Source organism: Dokdonia sp. R78006 (genome assembly GCF_042466145.1).
Taxonomy (GTDB): domain Bacteria; phylum Bacteroidota; class Bacteroidia; order Flavobacteriales; family Flavobacteriaceae; genus Dokdonia.
In genome coordinates this window covers 2,864,935-2,885,874 of record NZ_JAXHBU010000001.1, presented here as the reverse complement: position 1 = coordinate 2,885,874, position 20,940 = coordinate 2,864,935, and the positions used below count along the sequence as shown (strand labels likewise).

The 20,940-nt window shown below is 35.1% G+C and carries 15 protein-coding genes and 1 riboswitch; of the genes, 8 read left to right on the top strand and 7 right to left on the bottom strand.

Features of this window, described 5'->3' with window-relative positions; translation table 11 throughout:
- Nucleotides 1-31: 31 nt before the first annotated feature.
- Nucleotides 32-520, bottom strand: a complete 489-nt coding sequence (locus tag SJY37_RS12790; RefSeq protein WP_379953189.1) for a CAP domain-containing protein — start codon at nt 518-520, stop codon at nt 32-34.
- 104 nt (nt 521-624) lie between these two features.
- Nucleotides 625-1,905: a hypothetical protein gene (locus SJY37_RS12785; protein WP_379953188.1), complete on the bottom strand. Its 1,281-nt coding sequence runs from the start codon at nt 1,903-1,905 to the stop codon at nt 625-627.
- A 363-nt stretch (nt 1,906-2,268) separates the two neighbouring features.
- Here SJY37_RS12785 and SJY37_RS12780 point away from each other — a divergent pair, with 363 nt between their 5' ends.
- The 3 genes from SJY37_RS12780 to SJY37_RS12770 all read left to right on the top strand — a co-directional run bounded on the left by SJY37_RS12780 (nt 2,269) and on the right by SJY37_RS12770 (nt 4,450).
- Entirely contained in the window at nt 2,269-2,403 is a 135-nt protein-coding gene (locus SJY37_RS12780) for a hypothetical protein (RefSeq protein ID WP_379953187.1), read from the top strand.
- Between the two features lie 204 nt (nt 2,404-2,607).
- Complete coding sequence (locus SJY37_RS12775) at nt 2,608-4,005, top strand: NAD-dependent succinate-semialdehyde dehydrogenase (RefSeq protein WP_379953186.1); 1,398 nt, start codon at nt 2,608-2,610, stop codon at nt 4,003-4,005.
- A gap of 1 nt (nt 4,006) precedes the next feature.
- Nucleotides 4,007-4,450, top strand: a complete 444-nt coding sequence (locus SJY37_RS12770) for a nucleoside deaminase (protein WP_379953185.1) — start codon at nt 4,007-4,009, stop codon at nt 4,448-4,450.
- 50 nt (nt 4,451-4,500) lie between these two features.
- On the opposite strand, the gene SJY37_RS12765 is transcribed toward SJY37_RS12770, so the two are convergent.
- Entirely contained in the window at nt 4,501-5,730 is a 1,230-nt protein-coding gene (locus tag SJY37_RS12765; RefSeq protein ID WP_379953184.1) for a multidrug effflux MFS transporter, read from the bottom strand.
- Between the two features lie 101 nt (nt 5,731-5,831).
- On the opposite strand from SJY37_RS12765, the gene SJY37_RS12760 reads away from it, so the two are divergent.
- Together SJY37_RS12760 and SJY37_RS12755 are read left to right on the top strand one after the other, a co-directional pair.
- Nucleotides 5,832-6,380 carry a DUF4251 domain-containing protein gene (locus SJY37_RS12760; protein WP_379953183.1) on the top strand — a complete coding sequence of 183 codons (549 nt, stop codon included), beginning with the start codon at nt 5,832-5,834 and terminating at the stop codon, nt 6,378-6,380.
- A gap of 176 nt (nt 6,381-6,556) precedes the next feature.
- Nucleotides 6,557-8,212 (top strand): tol-pal system YbgF family protein, encoded by a 1,656-nt coding sequence (locus SJY37_RS12755; protein ID WP_379953182.1) that lies wholly within the window; start codon nt 6,557-6,559, stop codon nt 8,210-8,212.
- A gap of 768 nt (nt 8,213-8,980) precedes the next feature.
- On the opposite strand, the gene SJY37_RS12750 is transcribed toward SJY37_RS12755, so the two are convergent.
- The 4 genes from SJY37_RS12750 to SJY37_RS12735 all read right to left on the bottom strand — a co-directional run bounded on the left by SJY37_RS12750 (nt 8,981) and on the right by SJY37_RS12735 (nt 16,476).
- Entirely contained in the window at nt 8,981-9,985 is a 1,005-nt protein-coding gene (locus SJY37_RS12750; protein WP_379953181.1) for a hypothetical protein, read from the bottom strand.
- A complete protein-coding gene (locus SJY37_RS12745) occupies nt 9,978-10,430 on the bottom strand; it encodes a hypothetical protein (protein ID WP_379953180.1) in 453 nt (150 codons plus the stop codon). Before SJY37_RS12745 ends, SJY37_RS12750 begins: the two co-directional genes overlap by 8 nt.
- Entirely contained in the window at nt 10,427-13,930 is a 3,504-nt protein-coding gene (locus tag SJY37_RS12740) for a hypothetical protein (RefSeq protein WP_379953179.1), read from the bottom strand. Before SJY37_RS12740 ends, SJY37_RS12745 begins: the two co-directional genes overlap by 4 nt.
- A 443-nt stretch (nt 13,931-14,373) precedes the next feature.
- Nucleotides 14,374-16,476, bottom strand: coding sequence for a response regulator (locus tag SJY37_RS12735; protein WP_379953178.1), 2,103 nt, complete (start codon nt 16,474-16,476; stop codon nt 14,374-14,376).
- A gap of 506 nt (nt 16,477-16,982) precedes the next feature.
- On the opposite strand from SJY37_RS12735, the gene SJY37_RS12730 reads away from it, so the two are divergent.
- The 3 genes from SJY37_RS12730 to thiC all read left to right on the top strand — a co-directional run bounded on the left by SJY37_RS12730 (nt 16,983) and on the right by thiC (nt 20,912).
- Complete coding sequence (locus tag SJY37_RS12730; protein ID WP_379953177.1) at nt 16,983-18,455, top strand: ATP-binding protein; 1,473 nt, start codon at nt 16,983-16,985, stop codon at nt 18,453-18,455.
- Between the two features lie 150 nt (nt 18,456-18,605).
- Nucleotides 18,606-18,700: riboswitch (TPP riboswitch) on the top strand.
- A 93-nt stretch (nt 18,701-18,793) separates the two neighbouring features.
- Complete coding sequence (thiS, locus tag SJY37_RS12725) at nt 18,794-18,997, top strand: sulfur carrier protein ThiS (RefSeq protein ID WP_379953176.1); 204 nt, start codon at nt 18,794-18,796, stop codon at nt 18,995-18,997.
- A 55-nt stretch (nt 18,998-19,052) separates the two neighbouring features.
- Nucleotides 19,053-20,912 carry a phosphomethylpyrimidine synthase ThiC gene (gene thiC, locus SJY37_RS12720; protein WP_379953175.1) on the top strand — a complete coding sequence of 620 codons (1,860 nt, stop codon included), beginning with the start codon at nt 19,053-19,055 and terminating at the stop codon, nt 20,910-20,912.
- The last annotated feature ends 28 nt before the right edge of the window (nt 20,913-20,940 follow it).

Sequence of the window (20,940 nt, the reverse complement as noted above, 5' to 3'; positions counted from 1 at the left end):
GTGTTCACATTTTCGCGAAAGCGTAATTATCTCAAAAGTCTAAAAAAAGCTGCGTGTCGTACCATATACCGTTTGCATCTTGTATGGACGCAATGCTGGTATGTGTGGCATCACTTTCTATAGCTGCTTTGTGCTTGGGGCTATTGAGCCAGCCGTTTACAACACCTTGAGCCGTGCGGTAACCTTTACCTACATTCTCACTCACAGCGGTGGCGCCTTTGTACTTTAAGTAATCACTACGCTTAAAGAAGTTATCGTGACTCATAAGCCGCTTGTCTACCATATAATTAGTATGATCAAGCGCTTGGGCTTGAGATAGGGTAGTGGTTCTCAAGATCCTGATACCAAGAGAGTCTCGGTAGTCATTTACGAGCTGTAAGATGGCAGCTTCTCTAGCGCTATCACTGGGTCTGTTGCTCGTAGAAGTAATGGGTGGACTAGTAGTGGTGTTAGATTTCTTTTTCTTTTTACAACTGGCAGTAAGCACTACCAGAACAAGTAATACGTTTAAAATTCTCATATTTAGATACTTATGGTTAACAGTAGCTAAGTTATAAAAAAAAGAAGACCCTAGCGCTTATAGCAACTAGGGTCTACCAAACTAACCAACCAAAAATCTAATTCTTATCCTCTTCTAGATCTCGTAGATGTGCTTCTACTTGACTTGCTATTTGAGCTTCTGCTCGTGCGCTGTGGTGCAGTTTTACGAGTTGAAGATCGCTGAGTGTTTACTTTACTTGAGCTTCTACTCTTAGTAGATACCGCTCTTTTTTGTGAGGTACGAGGTGCAGCTTTAGACTGTGTACGTGATCCTCTATTTGTTGCTACAGACTTAGTACTTCTGTTTGTAGTACGCGTTGTAGGTCTTGTAGTTCTAGGAGTACTCTTACGTACGCTATTTCCAGATCTAGAAGATGCCGTAGGGCGTTGTCTAGGTGTAGTAGCTACTGGAGGTCTTCCTCGTTGTGTTTCATTACGATTAGAGATTACAGCACGCTTGTTTGTACTTCTTCTTGACGTTGTAGTAGCAGTACCTCTCTGTGCACCATTACGTCTAGTAGATTGTGCTACACGACCATTTCTACTTGATGTATTTGCGCTAGATGTTCTACGTGCAGAAGTATTATTTCTTCTTGTAGTAGTAGTGTTAGCACGACTTGCAACGCGTCCTGTGTTTGCTCTTGTAAAGCGAGCGTTATTACGGTCTACATTATCACGTCTACCATTATTGTGAGCTACACGACCTCTATCTGGACGTCTAAAGTCACGGCGAGCATTTGCATACCCATGGTTGTAACCTCTGCTAAAATTGTTTCTATGGAATGCATAGTTATAACGTACTGGTGTGTAATATCTTCTATATGGTGTATTAAATACTAGACATCTGTTAAAAACTGGTCTGTAATAGTAATTGTGATACGGGTGGAATACATAGTTTCTATTATACACGTTGATGAAGCCTGTATAGTGAGAAAATAATCCGCGGTTGTTGTAATAAATCTGTAATCCTCCTACACGAGATATTCTGTTGTCTCTATAGTTGATACGTACGTCACCTGCTTGTGCTAAGCGTCCGTAATTATCATAATAAAGCGGAGTGTCTTCTACTTGAATCACAGCTCCATACTCATCATACTGTACATATGGATCGTAGTCAAAACCTGTGTTAAAGCTTATGCCCACTGGACCAGCGTTTACAGAAAGACTTACTCCTTCTACATATTGTGGTATGTAAAAATCAAACTCTCCATCTGGAAATACTGAAAATTCGATACCGTTTTCTACAAAAATATACTTGCTACCGTCATATACGGTACCGCGTCGTATTGATGTATCTTCTTCTGCTGCATAGGTACTTGCCGAGAAGGTAAGTAGTCCTATAAATAATAATGCAAGATGTTTCATAATGTTCGTTTTTAATTAATTGTGTGGATTGATGTTCACGATTAGATAATTACAAGTAGCGTGCCAAAGTCTGAAAAGCACCTTACACCAAGTAGGGTAGTAGTACCGCTTTCGCGAAAATTTTAAATCATTATACTTAGTTAAGTATTTGAAAATGAGGTTTATATATTAATTTAAGAGTATAGTCACCTTGTAGAAAATCACCTTGATATTTTCTATCCCTAATATCTTTAGTGGGATTTTTTTTTAAAAATGTATATGCTTGTATATACGTGCAAAACGTTAAATAACTCTGAATTAGCATTTTGATTAACAACTAGCTATGATGCTTTAAAATACCTTTATCAAAAAAAACATAAAGCTATGAATACTACACAAAACAAAAAGCACGCAGACTTTCAAGATGCACACAGAAGATCTTCAAACTTTAATCGTACCATCCCAAAAGAAGAATTTGATATTAAAGGTAACGGAGACGTTACTTTAGATAATGAGTAAGACTTATATAATACTTGTAAGTTTTTTTAAGATAAACCCCTTGATAAAGAGCCACTACCACATATAAGGTAGTGGCTTTTTCCTATTATAGAGATGATACCTTACTCGTTAAACTTCTCTAAAGACAACTCTTAAATACTATTAAAGTGCATTCTCAGCATGTAGTCTCCCCGTAATTTTACAACAACAAAAAAAACATTACCAATGGAAAGAGAAATAAAAGGAGGTTTTAGAACCATAAATCCTCATACCGAACAATCAATTAAGGAGTATACATATTTTACAGATGATCAGGTTACAGAAGCGATAGACAACTGTCATGACGCTTTTAATGACTGGAAAATGCAATCGCTTGACGATAGAGCCACTGTAATAAAGAATATAGGAGAGCAACTTAAAAATTATAAAGATCAACTTGTACAACTAATGACCGATGAGATGGGTAAAACCATTGAGCAAGGAAAAAGTGAGATTGACCTTTGTATTGCTATCACAGAATACACTGCCGAAAACGGAGTAAAAGAATTAGAACCTATAGAAAGAACGCTACTAGATGGTGGAAAAGGAATTATCAACTTTTCTCCAGAAGGTGTTATTTACAGCATCCAGCCGTGGAATTTCCCAACATACCAACCACTTAGAGTAGCCATTGCAAACTTACTAGCGGGTAACGGGATTTTATTAAAGCACGCGCAGAATGTAACGGGAAGCGCATTATTAATAGAAGAGCTTTTACTCAAAGCTGGCGTACCAGAAGGACTTTTTAAAGTACTTGTGATAGATCACGCACAGTCTGATAAGGTGATAAGCAATGATAAAGTACGCGGAGTGACATTTACAGGAAGTTCTGCTGGAGGAAAAATCATAGCAAAAACTGCAGGAGCATCTATTAAGAAAACAGTATTAGAGCTGGGAAGTAACGATGCATACATCGTACTTGATGATGCAGATGTAGAAGAAGCTGTAAAAGCTTGTGTACAAGGTAGAATCATAAATAATGGTGAGACTTGTATTGCTGCAAAACGTTTTATCGTAGTAGATAAAGTGTATGATGCATTTAAGGAAGGCTTCGTACAAGGAATGAAAGATGTGGTTATGGGAGATCCTAATAAAGAGGGAACACAACTAGGACCAATTGCTCGTAAAGATTTACAGGAGTTGCTAAGCGACCAAGTAAAAGAAAGTGTAGAAAAGGGAGCAAAAATTGAAACTGGAGGAGAAATACCAGATGGTAGCGGATATTACTACCCATCTACAGTACTAAGTAACGTACAGCCTGGACAACCAGCTTATGATGACGAACTCTTCGGCCCAGTAGCTTCTTTAATTAAAGCAAAAGATAATGAAGATGCAATGCGCATAGCAAATGATAGCCGTTTTGGACTAGGAGGAGGAATTTTCTCTAAGGATGAAGAAGGAGCAGTAAAGCTAGCACAAGAGCACTTTGATACAGGAATGATATTCATTAATTCGTACGGACTTGCACAGCCTATGATGCCTTTTGGAGGAGTAAAAGACTCTGGATACGGTAGAGAGCACGGAGGATTCGGGATTAAAGAATTTGTAAATGCTAAGTCTATTTTACTAGCAGAAACTGAATAATATGAGTTATCAGTCATCTTTTATGAAGCAAGCCATTGCGCTAGCTCGAGAAGGTAAAGATACAGACGGTGGCGGCGCTTTTGGCGCCGTCATTGTTCGTTCTGGGCAAGTCATTGCGGCTTGTCATAATCTTGTGGGAGGTGCGCAAGATCCTACGCAGCATGCAGAGTTACGTTGTATTCAACTAGCTTGTAAAACACTGGGTACAAAAGATCTTTCAGATTGTGATTTATATACGAGTTGTGTGCCTTGCATGATGTGTTTAGGCGCAGCGAGATGGGCTCGATTTCAGCATATTTATTACGGAGCTTCTGCTGCCATGGCAAAAGATGCTGGCTTTATCTATAGCGATATGTTTTACGCTAGAGATATTAAGGCACGTGATCAAGAGTTTAACATGCAACAGTTTCTTGGAGAAGAGGCAGCTGCGGTGTGGAAAGAGTAATTATGGAGTTACGCTTTCGCGAAAGCGTACTAAAAACCACTACAATGATATTAAGGCTTCAAGACAACCGTTCTTGGAGCCTTTTTCTTTATCCAGAACAGAATACAGAGTGATATTGCGGCACACGAAGAAAAACCAATGAAGAGTGGGAGCGTGGTCTCCTCAATAAAACGACCTATAAATGTACTGATGGGAACTGCCATAAGTGTAGAAATAAGTCCCGTAATTGCCGCTCCTATACCAGCAATGTGACCTACAGGCTCCATCGCTAGCGCTCTAAGATTACCAAACATAAAACCTATACAGAAAAACTGCATCGCAAAGAACCCTATAAGTACATACACCGAAGGATGCAACACATTATTAAATAAAATCACATATAATATGGACACGACAAAGAAGCCTATGAGGGCACCGGTGACTATTTTTTCCATCCCAAAACGCACGACAAAGTTAGCATTGAGCAAGATAGCAGCACCTATAGCTGAGGCAAGACCGGCAAAAATGTAAGGAAACTCATCTACGAGACCATATTGATTTTGGAAAATTTGCTGACTAGCACTTATGTACACAATAAACGAACCAACAATAAAGCCTTGTATAATCGTGAATCCCATGGTGCGCTTATATTTTATAGTCTCGCGGAAACCTCTCGTTATGCGCTCTATAGAGAAAGGAATTCTGTTTGCTGGTTTGAGTGTCTCCTCTTGACGCCTCCAGAACCATAGCATTACAAAGAGGCTTATTATTACCTGCACTAAGAAAATCGCTTGCCAATTCCAGATATCTAGAATCACCTTACCCATAGCGGGAGCGATTATAGGAACAAGTAAAAAAACTACCGTGACAAAAGACATGATACGCGCCATATAATCGCCTTCATAAAGGTCTCTTATAATAGCAACACAAATAGTACGCGGCGCCGAAAGTCCGATACCCTGTAATATCCTGCCTAATATCATTACTTCAAAACTACGTGTGTACATACATATAAATGAAGCGATTATAAAGACGGTAAACCCAAAGTAAACAGAAGATTTTCTACCTTTAGCATCGGCTAGTGGTCCAAAGACGAGTGGTCCCAGGCCTAAACCTAAGAAAATCATGCTTATAAGTAACTGATTATCGGCGGGAGTTTTGGTTTGTATCGCAAAACCTATAATATCAAGTGCTGGAAGTAGGGCATCAATAGATAGTGCGGTGACAGACATTAAAGCCGCCATAAGTGAGATAAATTCTATTTGCGATCCTTTCGTTTTTTGCATTCGGCAAAAGTACAAGAATGCCTTACGAGCGATGGTCGTTTTATGTAAAATCTAACACCGTGTTAACACCCCACAAAGGAATAGTTTTTGCTACCTATTTAATAAAACTGCATCTTATGAAAAAATACATCATCATCATCCCGTTTCTTATACTCGCAATCGCGTGTAAAACTAAGCAACCCATGACGCAGCAAGAGCTGGCAACAGCAAACCGTGTGCAAGAATTAATAGACAATCGCAAGATTGATATTACAGCAACCTGGGCATACCCGCTGGCAAGTAATGTGCTCAACCAACTAGCAGTAAATAATGGGCTAGGGTCTGGTAACAGCGGTAGCCGCATCAATTTACTGGGTAACGGTAACTTTCTCAAAATACATAACGATAGCGTGAGCGCTTATTTACCGTATTATGGCGAGCGCAGGATGGGCGGTGGTTACAACTCATCAAATGGTGTGGAATTTTCTGGAATTCCTAAATCCTTTGAAATTACTAAAGACAAGAAAACAGATCGCACAGAAATGAAATTTTCTATATCTCAAGATGCTGAAACCTATGAGGTGTTCATAGAATTTTTTAATACCAAGAAGGTGCAGATTTCTGTAAACAGCGTCCAACGTTCAAGCATTCGCTATGATGGATTTATGGATTTAGATGCAGAATAATGTTTTATAACGCTTTCGCGAAAGCGTAAAAATGAATTTTTAAACCTGTAAAAATAGTTTGTAATGAATGAATTACAATTCGGGAGTGAATTGTGACTGTTCAGGGCATATCATGTGGCGGTGGTGTAACATTGTGTGTTATTTGTGGTCTCTTATATAAATCAAAAAACGAACCAATGACCATCATTAAACAACTTAGCCTTACACTCTTAGTACTACTATGTAGTGCTAGCGCTTTTGCTCAGAAGCCTCTAACCGCTGCACAGTGGCAAGAAGATCTAACTTATCTAAAAGAAACCGTACATAAGGAATACCCCTTCTTATTTAAAAAAGTCACTGCCGAAAAATGGAATGCGGCCGCAGATGCATTTTATAATAAAATCCCTACGATGCAAGAGCACGAGGTAAAAGTAGGGTTAAGTCGTATGGTGTCACTCTTTGAGTATGGTCACACGCAAGTACCTTTTAGTACGGTTGCATCACAAGGAGTGCTGCCTGTAAATTTATATCATTTTGAAGACGGTGTATTTCTAGAAGGGGCAACTAAAGAAAACGCAGCCATTATAGGCGCCAAAGTTCTCAAAATAGGAACTGTACCAGTATTACAAGCCATAGAAAAAGTACGTGCCGTTGTACCAGTAGAAAATGAATCATATCTAAAAGCATACGGGATGCGTTTTCTCACCGTGCCTGCAGTATTGCACGCTCAAGGAGTAATACCTAGATACAGCACGGCAGTAACACTCACATTAGAAAAGGATGGAAAACAATTTAACCATACCCTTAATGCGATACCGCTTGAAGAGTTATCAAGAGATTATGGCTTTACAATCCCTAGTGAGCAGTGGGAGAGTGGTAGAGCGCAAGATGTGACTCCCTTTTATTTAAAACATCTTAACGACAAGCTGTATTATTTTGAAATGATACCAGGTACAAAAACCTTGTATGTGCGTCAGAGCTCCGTTTTCCACGATGATGAAGAAACGCTACACGATTTTTATAAACGTCTTTTTGAGTTTATAGATAAGACAGACGTACAGAAGCTTGTGTATGACGTGCGTCTCAATGGTGGTGGAAATAATTATAACAACAAACCCCTCATAAAAGGACTTATGGCAAGACCTGAGATAAATAGCCGTGGTAATTTTTTTTATATCATAGGTCGTAACACCTTTTCTGCTTGTCAAAATCTTACAAATGAGATAGAGCAGTACACAGAGGCGATTATAGTAGGAGAGCCCACTGCCGAAAATATAAACTTTTATGGAGATACTAAACGCGTTACTTTACCTAACTCAGGACTCAACGCATATCTCTCATTTGCCTGGTGGCAAGATAGATCTCAATGGGATAATAAAGACTGGACCATACCACATCTAGCTGTAGCGATGACATCTGAGGAGTATTTTACAAATCAAGATCCTGTACTTGACGTAGCGCTCAATTATAACGAGACCGGAGCTATTTTAAACCCGATGGATTATCTCACGGAGTTATTTACCGCAGGTAAATTTGCAGAGGTAAAATCTGTAGGTATACAAGTGGCAAAAGATCCAAGATATAAATACTATGATTTTGAAGATGAATTTGGTACAGCTGGCTACAGACTATTTTCAGGTGGTAATAAAGAAGGCGGATTGTTTATTCTAGAACTGGTGGCCGAAATGTATCCAGCGTCTACAGGAGCATTATACAGTCTAGCAAGCGCACAAGAAGAAATGCAACAAACTGATAAAGCAATTGCAAATTATACAAAGCTTATAATACAACATCCTACAAATGAACTCGTATCTACGGTAAAGAAAAAACTTGCGGTATTACAGAAACTATAGATTAGTTATAATGAGTGGTACGCTTTCGCGAAAATAACATGCAGCACGTATAACTTAATAACTCAAAGTGAAATGAATCGCTCTAATGAAAATTAGAGCGATTTTAATTTAAAGAGGGTATACAAGTGAAGTAAAGAACTATTGTGTTGTGTAATTAAATATTCTATTTGACATAATGTAAATTATAGTACAAATTGATATATCTAGAAAAAGAGTGGATAGCGCGCTTTTCAGCGCTATTTGACATAGTTACAGATATAAACCACCACAGGTGTTTTATATCGATAGTAATTATGTCAAAACTCTTTTTCGGACTTACTGCTATAGTTGACTTTAGAATAATCACGAAATCCAATAACTAAAACCTTGTGAGTAACTATGTTTATGCTCTTTTTCAGACTGATCAATACTTACAGCTGTAAAATGCTTTATTTTTTCTTTTGATTATAATTCGCTTATATAGGAAAATATACGGGATGATTTTGTTTGAGTGATTCTTGCGAGGTGTTCCATAAGAGTAAAACATTAATAAAACACACCAGCGACCTAAATTTCTTTACTCTTACTCGTTTGGTTCTTGTGTTTGATATTTTTTGTTGATAGCTTTAATATTATGTAAAATAGAATTAGCCTAGTTCTATTGATTTAAGCTCCTTTCATTTTTCCTTGATAAAATCCGTAATAATTTAAATCATTTTAGCCTAAATCTCTAAAGAGCTTAACGCTCAATTCCCCTATTGTTTAATCAAAGTTTCTGAAATCGAAAATTTAATTGGCTATCAAAATATTCTCAATCAATTTTACTGAAACATATGGATCAGATTCCATGTCTCCAAACTTAGATTCGATTTTGAATTTGTCTAGATTAACGGATGATTCATATAAAATAATAAATATAACAGCTTTGACATTTGCATTTTCCAAATAAAAATTTTTTAAACCCTCTAATGTTTTTAATGTATCATTCTTTTTTCCAGTGGAATCAATATACTTCACTTCTATTATTATTCTATTCCCTTTAATTGAAAAATCAGCATTTTTAGTATTTCCATCAAACACTATTGTTGCATTTTCAGGTTCTAGGCTTGGAAACCAGGGTCTCAAAACCATATGTATTAGATTTTGAAAATCATATTCGCTTGAAACTGTAATATTATTAGAATTAATATTTTTAGCTTTATTACCGTTAGAGAAATATGATGGTACAGGAAGACTTTTTTCTATTATATCTTCTATTTTATATATTAAACTTTTTAATGTAATACCTGAGGATGTGTTTGGTAATCCATTATTAGATATATGCTTATTGACTATATTATATTGCTCTTCAATTAAATTATTAACATATTGATTTCTTATTTTTAATAAATGGTAAATAATCGAATCTAGTTTATCAGACCATATTGTTGAATCTTCTTTATATTCTATTAAATTCCATAATTTAGAAGAAAAGTGATTATGAGCCTCTGTAATTTCATCTTTAAAACCTGACATTCCTACTATATGAATTGGTGGTTTTATTGATGGATTAATCAAAATTTCATCTAAAAAACCTAAACCAACTTTAGCTAAACTTTCTCCATCTTCTTCTACGGGTAAAACGAGATCTAAAATCATTAAGTCATACCTCTCCTTATATAAATATTTTGATGCATTCTTTTTACAATTTGCACAATCAATAGAACTTTTATTAATGGGATGACTAGTAATTATAGAGTTTAATATTTTATCAAGTTTATATTGATTATCATCAACTATTAAAATTTTAATCATTCCGTATAGAGTTTAAAAGCACGAACAATTTATCCTGCCATTCTTCATTTATTTGTGTGTAGTAAACATAACCAGCATAGTTATCTGAAAATTCATCTTTCAATTGATTGTCTAATTCAGTAATTCTGGTTCCATCATCGAAACTACCGTGCATTGTAACTACAATAGCTTTAGTGGAAATGTCACGTAAGTACATTTGTTTTAATATTTTTTTTCCTGCTAATGGCATCCAATCACCTCCATTGTCTTCTGATGATATGTCATAGTTGGGCATACTTATATCTAGTAATAATATATTATAATCTTCACTTTTGAAGATTAATTCCTTTAGCCCACTATTATAAGAATTACGGGTAATTATTTCTGCTTTTTGAAATTTGGACTTAATGTAATTTATTATTTGAGCTTGCTTACGTGGGTGATCTTCTATAAATAATATTTTCATACTCCTACCTCATTAAGATTAATATTTACTGATACTTCAAACCAAACTTCATCTTCAGAAATTTTAGTACTTAAGCATTTCTTTCGGTCAGATTTAAGATCTGAAGTTAATATCTTATATGCTTTATGGTAACCAGATTTCCCCTCACTTATTAATTTAGTAACATCCATTCTATTATTACTCCAAACGGCTTTTAGAGCTTCTATTGAATCTGCATTTGTTATTTCATTTTCAACTGTTATAACCAATCCATTTTCGAGTGATTGAGACTTTATTTTACATTTGATATTATAGTGAGAATCATCCGAATGTTTAAGAATATTTTCTAAGAAAATTCTAAGTAAGTCAGCTAAATGGGTCTTAAATTCACCTTTTATTTTAGGGTTAAATAAAATCTCTTCACTTATTATTAAAGTTGTTTTGAGACTACTTCTATTTATATGATCAGAAACTAACGTAATTAAATCGCTTAACATAAAGTTTGTGGCTTTAATCTCACTCCGCTTAAACCACCTGCTTATTTTATTCATCACAGTTTGTACTTCTGTTGAGCAATTTTTAATTGATTTTATTAATTGTTGACATTTTGCACTTCCAAATTGGTCAGTAATTTTAATTTCTATTTCATTAAAGTAGTCATTAAATTTTTCCAAAATTTCATTTTCAATTTTACCCCGTATCAACTCCAAATTCTCATCAGTCCTAACCCATAAAATTTTAAATATCTTACTAGCAAAATCTTCAAAATTCTTACAATTAAGAGCATCTATAGAATGTAACCAAAGATCTGTATTATCAAAATCATAATTAAACCACCCTTCCTCATTTATACCGTGTTTGTATACTTGAAGATATTTTTTTATCATATCAAAAATTAATCCATCAACCTTACTAGAGAAATCACTAAGTAAAAATTGTATTTGTTCTTTTTCATCTGAATGAAAACTATCATAGATATAATCCCAATGAATATTTCGTCTATATGTAGAACTGTTACCTTGCTTAAGAGTAATAAGATTATGTGTTTCAAATATTGGTCTTAATTCTCCAACTAAAACCCCGTGCCTTATACGTGTACTCAAATATGCGACAATACCAAACTGGCTATTTAAAAATTTATCTTTGACAGCTTCAAAAAGTTCGTAATATATTTCAAACATAGGATTGTTTGAATACTCTACTTTTTCATACTCAGTATTTTCGTTTGTAACAAAGGTTGTTAACTTGCCGCCTTCAAGCCATAAGAATTTTTTATTATCACCCGTAATTCCTGAAATAATTTCGAACCGTTCGTAAACAGCTTCAAAATCTTGAAGCTCGTTATTGATAATTCCTTCCTCATTTACATAAATCTTACTTTCATCTAAATCAATTAGACCTTGTTGAATAATTAAAATATTTTCAATACTTTTAATTTCATCTAAAATATTAATATTATCAGCAGAGATATTTCTTAAGTAACTTAATAGTTTTAATCTTTCTTCGAGTCTATGTTTTGAATTGTCAATAAAAGGTGAATGCATCAAAATTTTTCCTTTACAAGAATTTTCAAGGAAGTATATGAATTTTTCAGATTCAAAACTTATTGATTTTTCTAATAAATTTGATGGTAATTCAACACCATTTTGAATATTAAATCTTTCAAATGCAATATGCGTTTCGATCTCATCGGCATCCACTATTGTGTAGAATATTGGAAGATCAATAGTTTTTTCTATATTTCTAAATTTCGATAAACGTATAATTTTCAATACCTCACTAACATCTATCTTTTCAACAATATAATTGTTATAAAAAAAGCTATTTACATAAAGGCTTACACAATCACCTATTCTATTTAATTTTTGATAACAGTAAAATAGATTTATTACAGTTGTTTCCAAAATTGGAACCGTGTCTTGATAATTATTTCGTAAATATTCCCACTCTTTAATTGCATTCAAAAAATCTCCGTTTTCTTGAAGTTTTTTAGCATACTCAGCTTTAAATTTTGCTTTCGGCAGATGCTTTTTAAATTTGAATAATTCATCTATTCCTTTTATCTTTTCTTTGAAAAATTTAATTGTAATTGAATTAGGAAATTTATCTTCTAAGAGATTTAAAAATTCCAGTCTCTCATTATCACTATCAAATACATTGTAAATAATAGGATTTGCAAAATTGTAGGAAATTGTCGCGAGCATTTTTCTCTCACTTTTACCACTTTTTTGATAAAAAACAAAATCAGTAATTCCATAACTTAAACTACAACTAGTTAAATTATTAGCTATTCTTAAAAGATTAAATCCTGCTTGTTCTGGATTTCCATCTACCGAAATTATTCTATGAAGATTAAAAAGTATTTGATTTTGTACACTGTTTTTTTGACCAATAGGTATAAAATATTTCTTTTGATATATAAGAGATTTAATGTACAATAGGTATAGATCAAATTGGGCTGGTCTTTCTAATAACAAACTTTTCAAATCATTTTCAACCTCATTGTATAAACCAATGGTATATTTGTCTATAATTCTAATTTCTTTCTGACTTTTTGAAACATTGAAAGCGGGAAATATTTTCTCTCCAGCTAAAACCTTTAACTTAAAAAGTACGGGATCATTTACTTTTCTTAATAAGTAATTGACTCTATTTAATATATACTCTTTAATTAAAATCTTTTTAGATTTCAAATCTTCATCCTCTAAGTATGTTGAAACAACTAAAAGATTTGAGAAAACTTTTACTAAATGTAGATATCGATCTATGATACTGTGATTAAAATCTAATGATAGAATTTCAGCATAATCTTTGAAATCTGTATGATTTAAAAAGGTAAGTCTAAATCTATAGTAATTCTGGAAATATTGCTTTGTTTTTCCATCAGGAATGTTAAATAGTGCATTTTCTAAATCATTAGTATATCTATTTATAGAAAGTGATTGTTCTGCTCTTAAACTTAAATAATGAGCTAATGATGTAGTTATTGAATCAGATTTGTTTACTTGATTAAAATTATTTAAAAACTCTTTATTTTCAGGCGCTCTACCTGACATTTCTTTAAGCAAAAATCTATTTTCTAAAGTCCACAGCGAATAGCATACTTCATGTTCGATTTTATCTAAAATTAATTCAGCTTCTTCATAACGATTGGTTAGCAGGTATTTTTCAAATTCTTCTTTATAATTAAGGAAGAGTTTTATTTCTAACTTATATTTTCTAATTCCTACTAGTAAAAAATTTAATTCCGCATTTATGTTATGCCCTAAATAGGGCAACTCTTTTAAATCGCCTAATTCAGAATAATCTTTGGGCAATGGAACACCCCACAACAGTTGTTGCCATCTCTTATTTAAATTTTTATCTAGATAATCTACTGACTCACATAACTCGGAGAAATTTAAACCCTCTTTAATATCGTGGTAAGCTTTTTTTCTCTCTTTCTTTTCAGAAGTAATAAAAGAATATTTGTTTCGAGCGATTTTGATGCCATAAGGGACTTCTTTTGTTCTTTTCTTCAAGTGATGTTTTTTTAATTCTTATTTCTAAATTAAATATAATTTTATCTAATCATTAATTGCCACAGTTCTTTGCTTTATAAGACTTATTAATATAACTCACTCCACACACCTTCCTTCCACCTCCACCCTAATTCAGCCGACACTCTAAAAAATGTTCATTAACAATTTAAAAGTAACCTATTGATTTGAAATACAATTACTAAAACCCGCAATAACATAATATTTTTTAAAAAGTCAAGCACATCCCCTAAAAACCACAGCAATCTATTACCCAGCGATTCCCTTCCTGTAATCTACCCACCCCAAAAGCGATTAACTACCCACATAAAAGTCTAAGGCATATTAGTGCTCACTTGCAGTTTTATTTACCTTAGAATAGATGTTGATTGCTTAACAAAGAGGAAATGTGAACTTTATGCGGGAGGTTGTACATTGTTTAAAGTCTAGATGGTATCTGTACAATGTACATTCTCCTGTATGATATCCTCAAGCGCTTCTTTGTTTATAGGCTTATTGATAATATCACGTATGCCCACATTGTGACATCGCTCTTTTACCTCGCTTATTTCTAGTGCTGTTAATGCTATGATGGGAATATGCTTGTTTTCTGCTGAAATAACTTCTGAGGCTTCAAATCCATTCATCACGGGCATATTGAGATCCATTAAGATGAGATCAAAATGGGTGTTGCGATATTCTTTTATAGCTTCTTCTCCATTTACAGCAACGGTACACTTGTGACCTAGCGTGCTTATTAGTTTTTGAGTTACTAGTTGGTTGATTTTATTGTCCTCAACGACTAGTATGTGTAGGCTTTTAGTTTCAGAAACCATCGGTTGCTCATCAAGCTTATCTGCAACTTCGCATGCCAATATAAACGAGAATTCTGACCCCACACCTACATCGCTTTTTACAGATAATTTACTCCCCATAACCTTCATTAAGGACTTAACGATAGGCAGTCCAAGACCAATGCCGTATGAGGTGTTTTCTTCTGTATTAGCTTGTTTAAAACTATCAAAAATGACTGCTAGATTTTCTTTAGAAATGCCTGTTCCTGTGTCTGAGACTTTAAAAGTGATGTGATCCTTGCCTTTTTCTCTTTCAGCTAAATTTACACTGAGCGTTACAGTACCATTTGTTGTGTTTTTTAGCGCATTATCAATGAGTTTTAAAAGAACCTCTGTAAGATTAGTTTCATCTAAGATGTAGTAGCTGGAAATCTCATCTGCAATAGCTAGTTTTAGTTCCGTTTTTTGCTGGTTTGCTAGATAATGTAAGGAGGTGATAATATTCTCTAAGAGGTTATGTAAATGAACCTTCGTACGCTTAATCGTAATGTTGTTAGACTCTACCTCATTAATCTTCAATATGTTATTTACCACCGATTTTAAATGATCTCCAGAGAATTTTAAAGCATTTAAAAGACCTTTATTTGTCTTAATAATGGAAGGATTTTCTATAAGCATCTCCGTTATACCTACCACTCCATATAAGGGTGTTCTCAAGTCATGACTAATGTTAACTAATAGCTCAGATTTTAATTTGTGGGCGTGTTCTGCTTCATTTTTTGCTTGTAATAGGGCTTTATTATTTTTTTCAAGTGCTAAGAATGACAACCGCCTTTTGTGATTATAAAAGATTAAAAAGGCGGTACTTAAAAATAGCAGCGCACTAATACCTCCTATAAAGATAGCGTTAGATTTTAATTGAGACGATTCGGCTTTTTGTTGGAACTCTTTTACTTTAAAATCTGCTTCAACTTGTTCTATTTGTAGATTTTTGACCTCATTAAAATCTAAGTCTTTATAATAGAAGTGTTTTCTAAGGCTTTCCAGAGCCGCATCATATTCTCCTAGCTCTTGATGTATCTCACTTTTAAAATCATAAATATCTATGAGTTCTCTGGTGAGGCTATGCTCCTCTCCTATCTCTAGTGCGTTATCAATAAAGGTGAGCGCGAGTCTATGATCTTCTTTTTGGTTGTGATAAATAGCAAAGTTCAACTGCTGTAAAAGCCCGTAGATTGGGTCTTCTTTCTCAATGAGAGGCAACAACGTATCGGCTTGTAGAATGTAAGGATATGCCTTATCTGGATCTTTAAAATTAAGATACATTCCCGCTATATTGTAATAGGTATAAAAGGAATGTTCATTTTTGCCCGCCTCTAGTGTGTATACGATAGACTTTTCAAAATACGCAGCAGCCTCGTCTGCCGTGGTTATATCCATTGAGTATATATTACCGAGACCGTTGAGTGAAGCTACGTTTACGAAGTAATCATCTGTTTTTTTGCCGAGTGCGAGGTTATAGTACTTTTTCGCGGAAGCGAAATCTTTTATAGCTTGATAGGTATTTGCCAGACTCACATGAGCCTTTGCTTGTAAGGTTTTATCCTTACCTTTATTTGCATATTGCACGGCTGATGTTGCAAATTTTAATCCATCCTTATAATTCCCGTTTATGTTTTCCTCCTTAGAAAAGGAAATTAAAATACTCACGCTATCTATATCGCCACTAGCGCTATTTTGAGATAAAATAGGCACGCAATAGCAGTATACAAGTAGGACTAAAAGTAGCTTGTTTTTCAACTTAAATAACTTTTGGGGCATTAGTAAGATAGCAAAGAATAATTTAAAAGTCACTGGAAAAGACATTATTACGATAAACTGCATATAATAATTAATAATTGTTACTTCTTTAATTTCAGATGCTTATGGCTCATATTCAGTAATTAGATGTAAGCTGTTTTTGTATTGTTTAGAGAAATATACGTTATAAAGAATCGGCATATTTTTTAGAATTCACCAACAAAATTTTCTGTAATTCAGAATTGTTTACTGTAAATTTTAAGTATGCAATTTTCAAAGGAATTGATTTTTTTACTATATTACAGAGACAACTACTTCATATTTAAGTTATTATAACCCCTAATTGTAATTACATTTTATATAAGTTTTGAGCCTTAGAAACGTAATTAAGAATGTAGATGAAAATCAAGTATTCTTAATTATTGTACTTGTATTATATTCTTAACTAACCACCGCCCCATATGAATAGTTTTGATATTAATTTTTTAATAGTATCCTCATTTACCGCCATCTTTGGTGTTTTCGGAGTTTATCACTTTGTTTCTTATTTAATTTTAAGGCACAAAATTCTGTGTCACTATTGTATCATTCTTTTTGGACTTACACTGCATTGGAGTTGGTCACTTTTTCCAGACGGATTTCTTCCCGAGGTAATTCAAAAAAATGGATCGCTTATCTCTGCAATGACTACCACCTTTGGATTTTTATTGTTTACAACCAATTATTTAAATATTCATCGCGGCAATCACCCTAAAATATCACGTAGTTATACTTTTTTAAAATATAGCACAGTTATAATCCCAATTCTTTTTGTTCTCAATATTCTAACGCTCCATATTCCTTGGTTACATAGTTCGCTAGTAATGTCTGCAGCGATTACTGCTTTGCTATCTGTACTTTTGAATATTTTCTCTGGGATTCGCTTATTTAATGAAGAGCGTTTTAATAAATACTATTTGTATGCGTATTCCCCAATGCTGCTCTCCTCAGTCATCTATATAACTGCATGGTTTTTAAAGGAAAACTATAATGTTGATAGGGAGTTTATCGTATTCATTACGTCATTACTTATTACACTCCAACTTATTTTATTTTCTATTCTTATTAGTTATAAGTTTAAGTTTATAGAAAAGTCTAACATGAAGACGCAGGTAGAAACTAATAAAATGCTTGCTCTAGAAGTAGACAAGCAGACGAAAGATCTACAAATTGCAAAGCAAGATGTAGAGAGTAAAAATCGCGAACTTGAATCTGTCAATTCTCTTAAAAACAAGCTGTTTTCTTTGCTTACACATGACGTTAGAGGACCGCTGCATAATATTTCTTTACTGGTTAATTTACTTGAAAACCAAATAGAGGACAGTGAACTAAAAGTGATTTCACAAAGTCTCAAAAATGAGTTGGATGAGAGGATTGCCATGGTAAGCGCCTTATTAGACTGGTCATATAATCAGCTAGAGGGAATTAAACTCAATAAAAAGCACTGCGATATTGAAGAAATATTTAATACTATGGCTAAGCAATTTCAACGCCCAGCAAAAGAAAAGGACGTAAAGTTATTATTTGAAATTGAAATCCCTACCCTATTTATTGATGAAAATATGTTTAAAGTGGTATTACGTAATTTGATTTCAAACGCCATAAAATTCAGTACAAAGAATCAAAATGTCATATTATCAAGCATGAAAGGACCTGAGGGTATTGAAATAGGCGTACAAGATTTTGGTGTGGGAATGACAACTAGCTGGCACAAAAACCTTGTTAAAGATTGTATTCCTAAGACAACTTTAGGCACTAAGGGCGAGCAAGGAACGGGTTTTGGGCTACTCATTTCAAAAGACTTTGTTGAAATGAATGGAGGCGAACTTTTCTGTACGAGTACACCCAATGAAGGCACCCATTTTGTAATGCGGTTTCCGGTGAGTAATAGCTGATTTACGCTGTGTTTCTGCGGGTTTACTAGATGATTTATTAGTAAGCAGATCACGTCCCCAATCCCCATAAAAACCTACCAACCAAAACATAACATTTTAAATTTTTTACATTTTCTCTCGTCTAGTTGAGAATAATTATTACTTTTAAAGTCTAAACTTTAGGAGTAGCTATTAAATTAGTTTGAGAAAAATCCTTAGAACCTGATTTGGTTAATACCAACGTAGGGAAAAGTTAGAGGTAGTGCATTCCTGCATATTTCCTCTATTTTTAATTCTATCCTTCTCATTCCTTTATCGTTTATATAACCGAGGCACTATGCTTCATAATTGTATTAAACATGATAAACATAAAGGTCAATCAAACCTCGTATCAATTTCCAGCACAGGTCACACTAGACCAGATTCTCACGCAACTCGACATTTCGGTTAGTGGGATTGCTGTGGCTATTAATGAGCGCATTATTACCAGATCACAATGGGTTTCCACCATTCCTGATGATGGTGATGCGGTTCTTATTATCAAAGCCACACAAGGTGGATAATAGCGACTTCTAGGTACTTCAAGAGTAGAAAAACATCATTAATTAATCCAGAAAGATGAAAAATAGAGACACTGCGCCTAAGCAAGGCGGCATTACCAGAAATCCATTTCCTAATTCAAAAAAAATCTACGTAAACGGTAAGATTCATCCACAGATTAAAGTGGCTATGCGTGAGATTGCGCTTAGTGATACTGTGGACTCAATGACCAAAAGGAAAACGTCAAACGAGCCAGTAACGGTGTATGACACCTCTGGTCCATACACAGATCCAAGCAAAGAAATCGATATTCACAGCGGTTTAGAGCGCATCCGTGAGTCGTGGATTCTGGAGCGCAATAATGTAGAACAATTAGACAGCTACTCCTCTACCTATTGCAATGAGCGTCTTAATGATAAGAGCCTAGACCACATGCGTTTTAAGCTTTTAAAGAAGCCTATGCGTGCAAAAAAAGGTGAAAATGTAACGCAGCTGCATTATGCAAAACAAGGAATCATCACTCCAGAAATGGAGTATATCGCTATTCGCGAAAATCAGCGTATCGATGAGATGACAGAGATTAGAAAGCAACATAAAGGAGAACACTTTGGTGCATCTATTCCTGATAAAATCACGCCAGAATTTGTACGCTCGGAAGTTGCAAGAGGTCGCGCCGTAATACCATCAAATATCAACCACCCAGAAGCAGAGCCTATGATTTTAGGGCGTAATTTCTTGGTGAAGATCAATGCAAATATTGGAAACTCTGCAGTTACCTCGTCCATCGAGGAAGAAGTAGAAAAAGCCGTGTGGGCATGCCGCTGGGGTGCAGATAATATCATGGATTTGTCTACAGGTGAAAACATACATGAGACCCGCGAGTGGATCATACGCAACTCCCCTGTTCCCGTGGGAACGGTCCCTATTTACCAAGCATTAGAAAAAGTAAATGGCGTTGCCGAAGATCTTACGTGGGAGATTTTTAAAGACACCTTAATTGAGCAAGCAGAGCAAGGCGTAGATTATTTTACCATTCACGCTGGGGTGCTATTGCGTTATGTGCCTATGACCGCAAATCGCGTGACGGGTATCGTTTCTCGTGGCGGATCTATCATGGCAAAATGGTGTCTTGCACATCATAAAGAGAGCTTTTTGTACACACATTTTGAAGATATTTGTGAGATCTTAAAGCAATATGACGTTGCCTTTTCTTTAGGTGACGGTTTACGCCCTGGCTCTGTAGCAGATGCAAATGATGAGGCACAATTTGCTGAGCTAGAAACGCTGGGCGAACTCACAAAAATCGCTCGTAAGCATGATGTGCAGTGCTTTATAGAAGGTCCTGGTCACGTACCGATGCACATGATTAAGGAAAATATGGAGAAGCAAATCGAGCTTTGCGATGAGGCTCCATTTTACACTCTAGGTCCATTAACCACAGATATTGCACCTGGATATGATCACATTACCTCTGGAATTGGTGCTGCCATGATAGGCTGGTACGGTTGTGCGATGTTGTGCTACGTTACTCCAAAAGAACACCTTGGATTACCTAATAAAGAAGACGTGCGCGTTGGTGTGGTTACTTACAAACTAGCGGCTCACGCTGCAGATCTGGCCAAAGGTCACCCAGGATCCCAACATCGAGATAATGCGCTGAGTATGGCGCGTTTTGAATTTCGCTGGGAAGACCAGTTCAATCTTGGGCTCGATCCAGAGCGCGCTCGTGAGTATCACGATGAAACCTTACCAGCTGCTGGAGCTAAAGTGGCTCACTTCTGCTCCATGTGCGGACCAAAATTCTGTTCCATGAAAATTTCTCAGGAAGTAAGAGATTTTGCTGCTGTAAATGACATAGTCGATAACGAAGTCATCCAAAAAGGAATGGAAGAAAAGTCTAAAGAATTTAAAGCCAAAGGTTCCGAAGTATATCTGTAAAAAGATGTGGGAGTTCCCACGCTGAAAA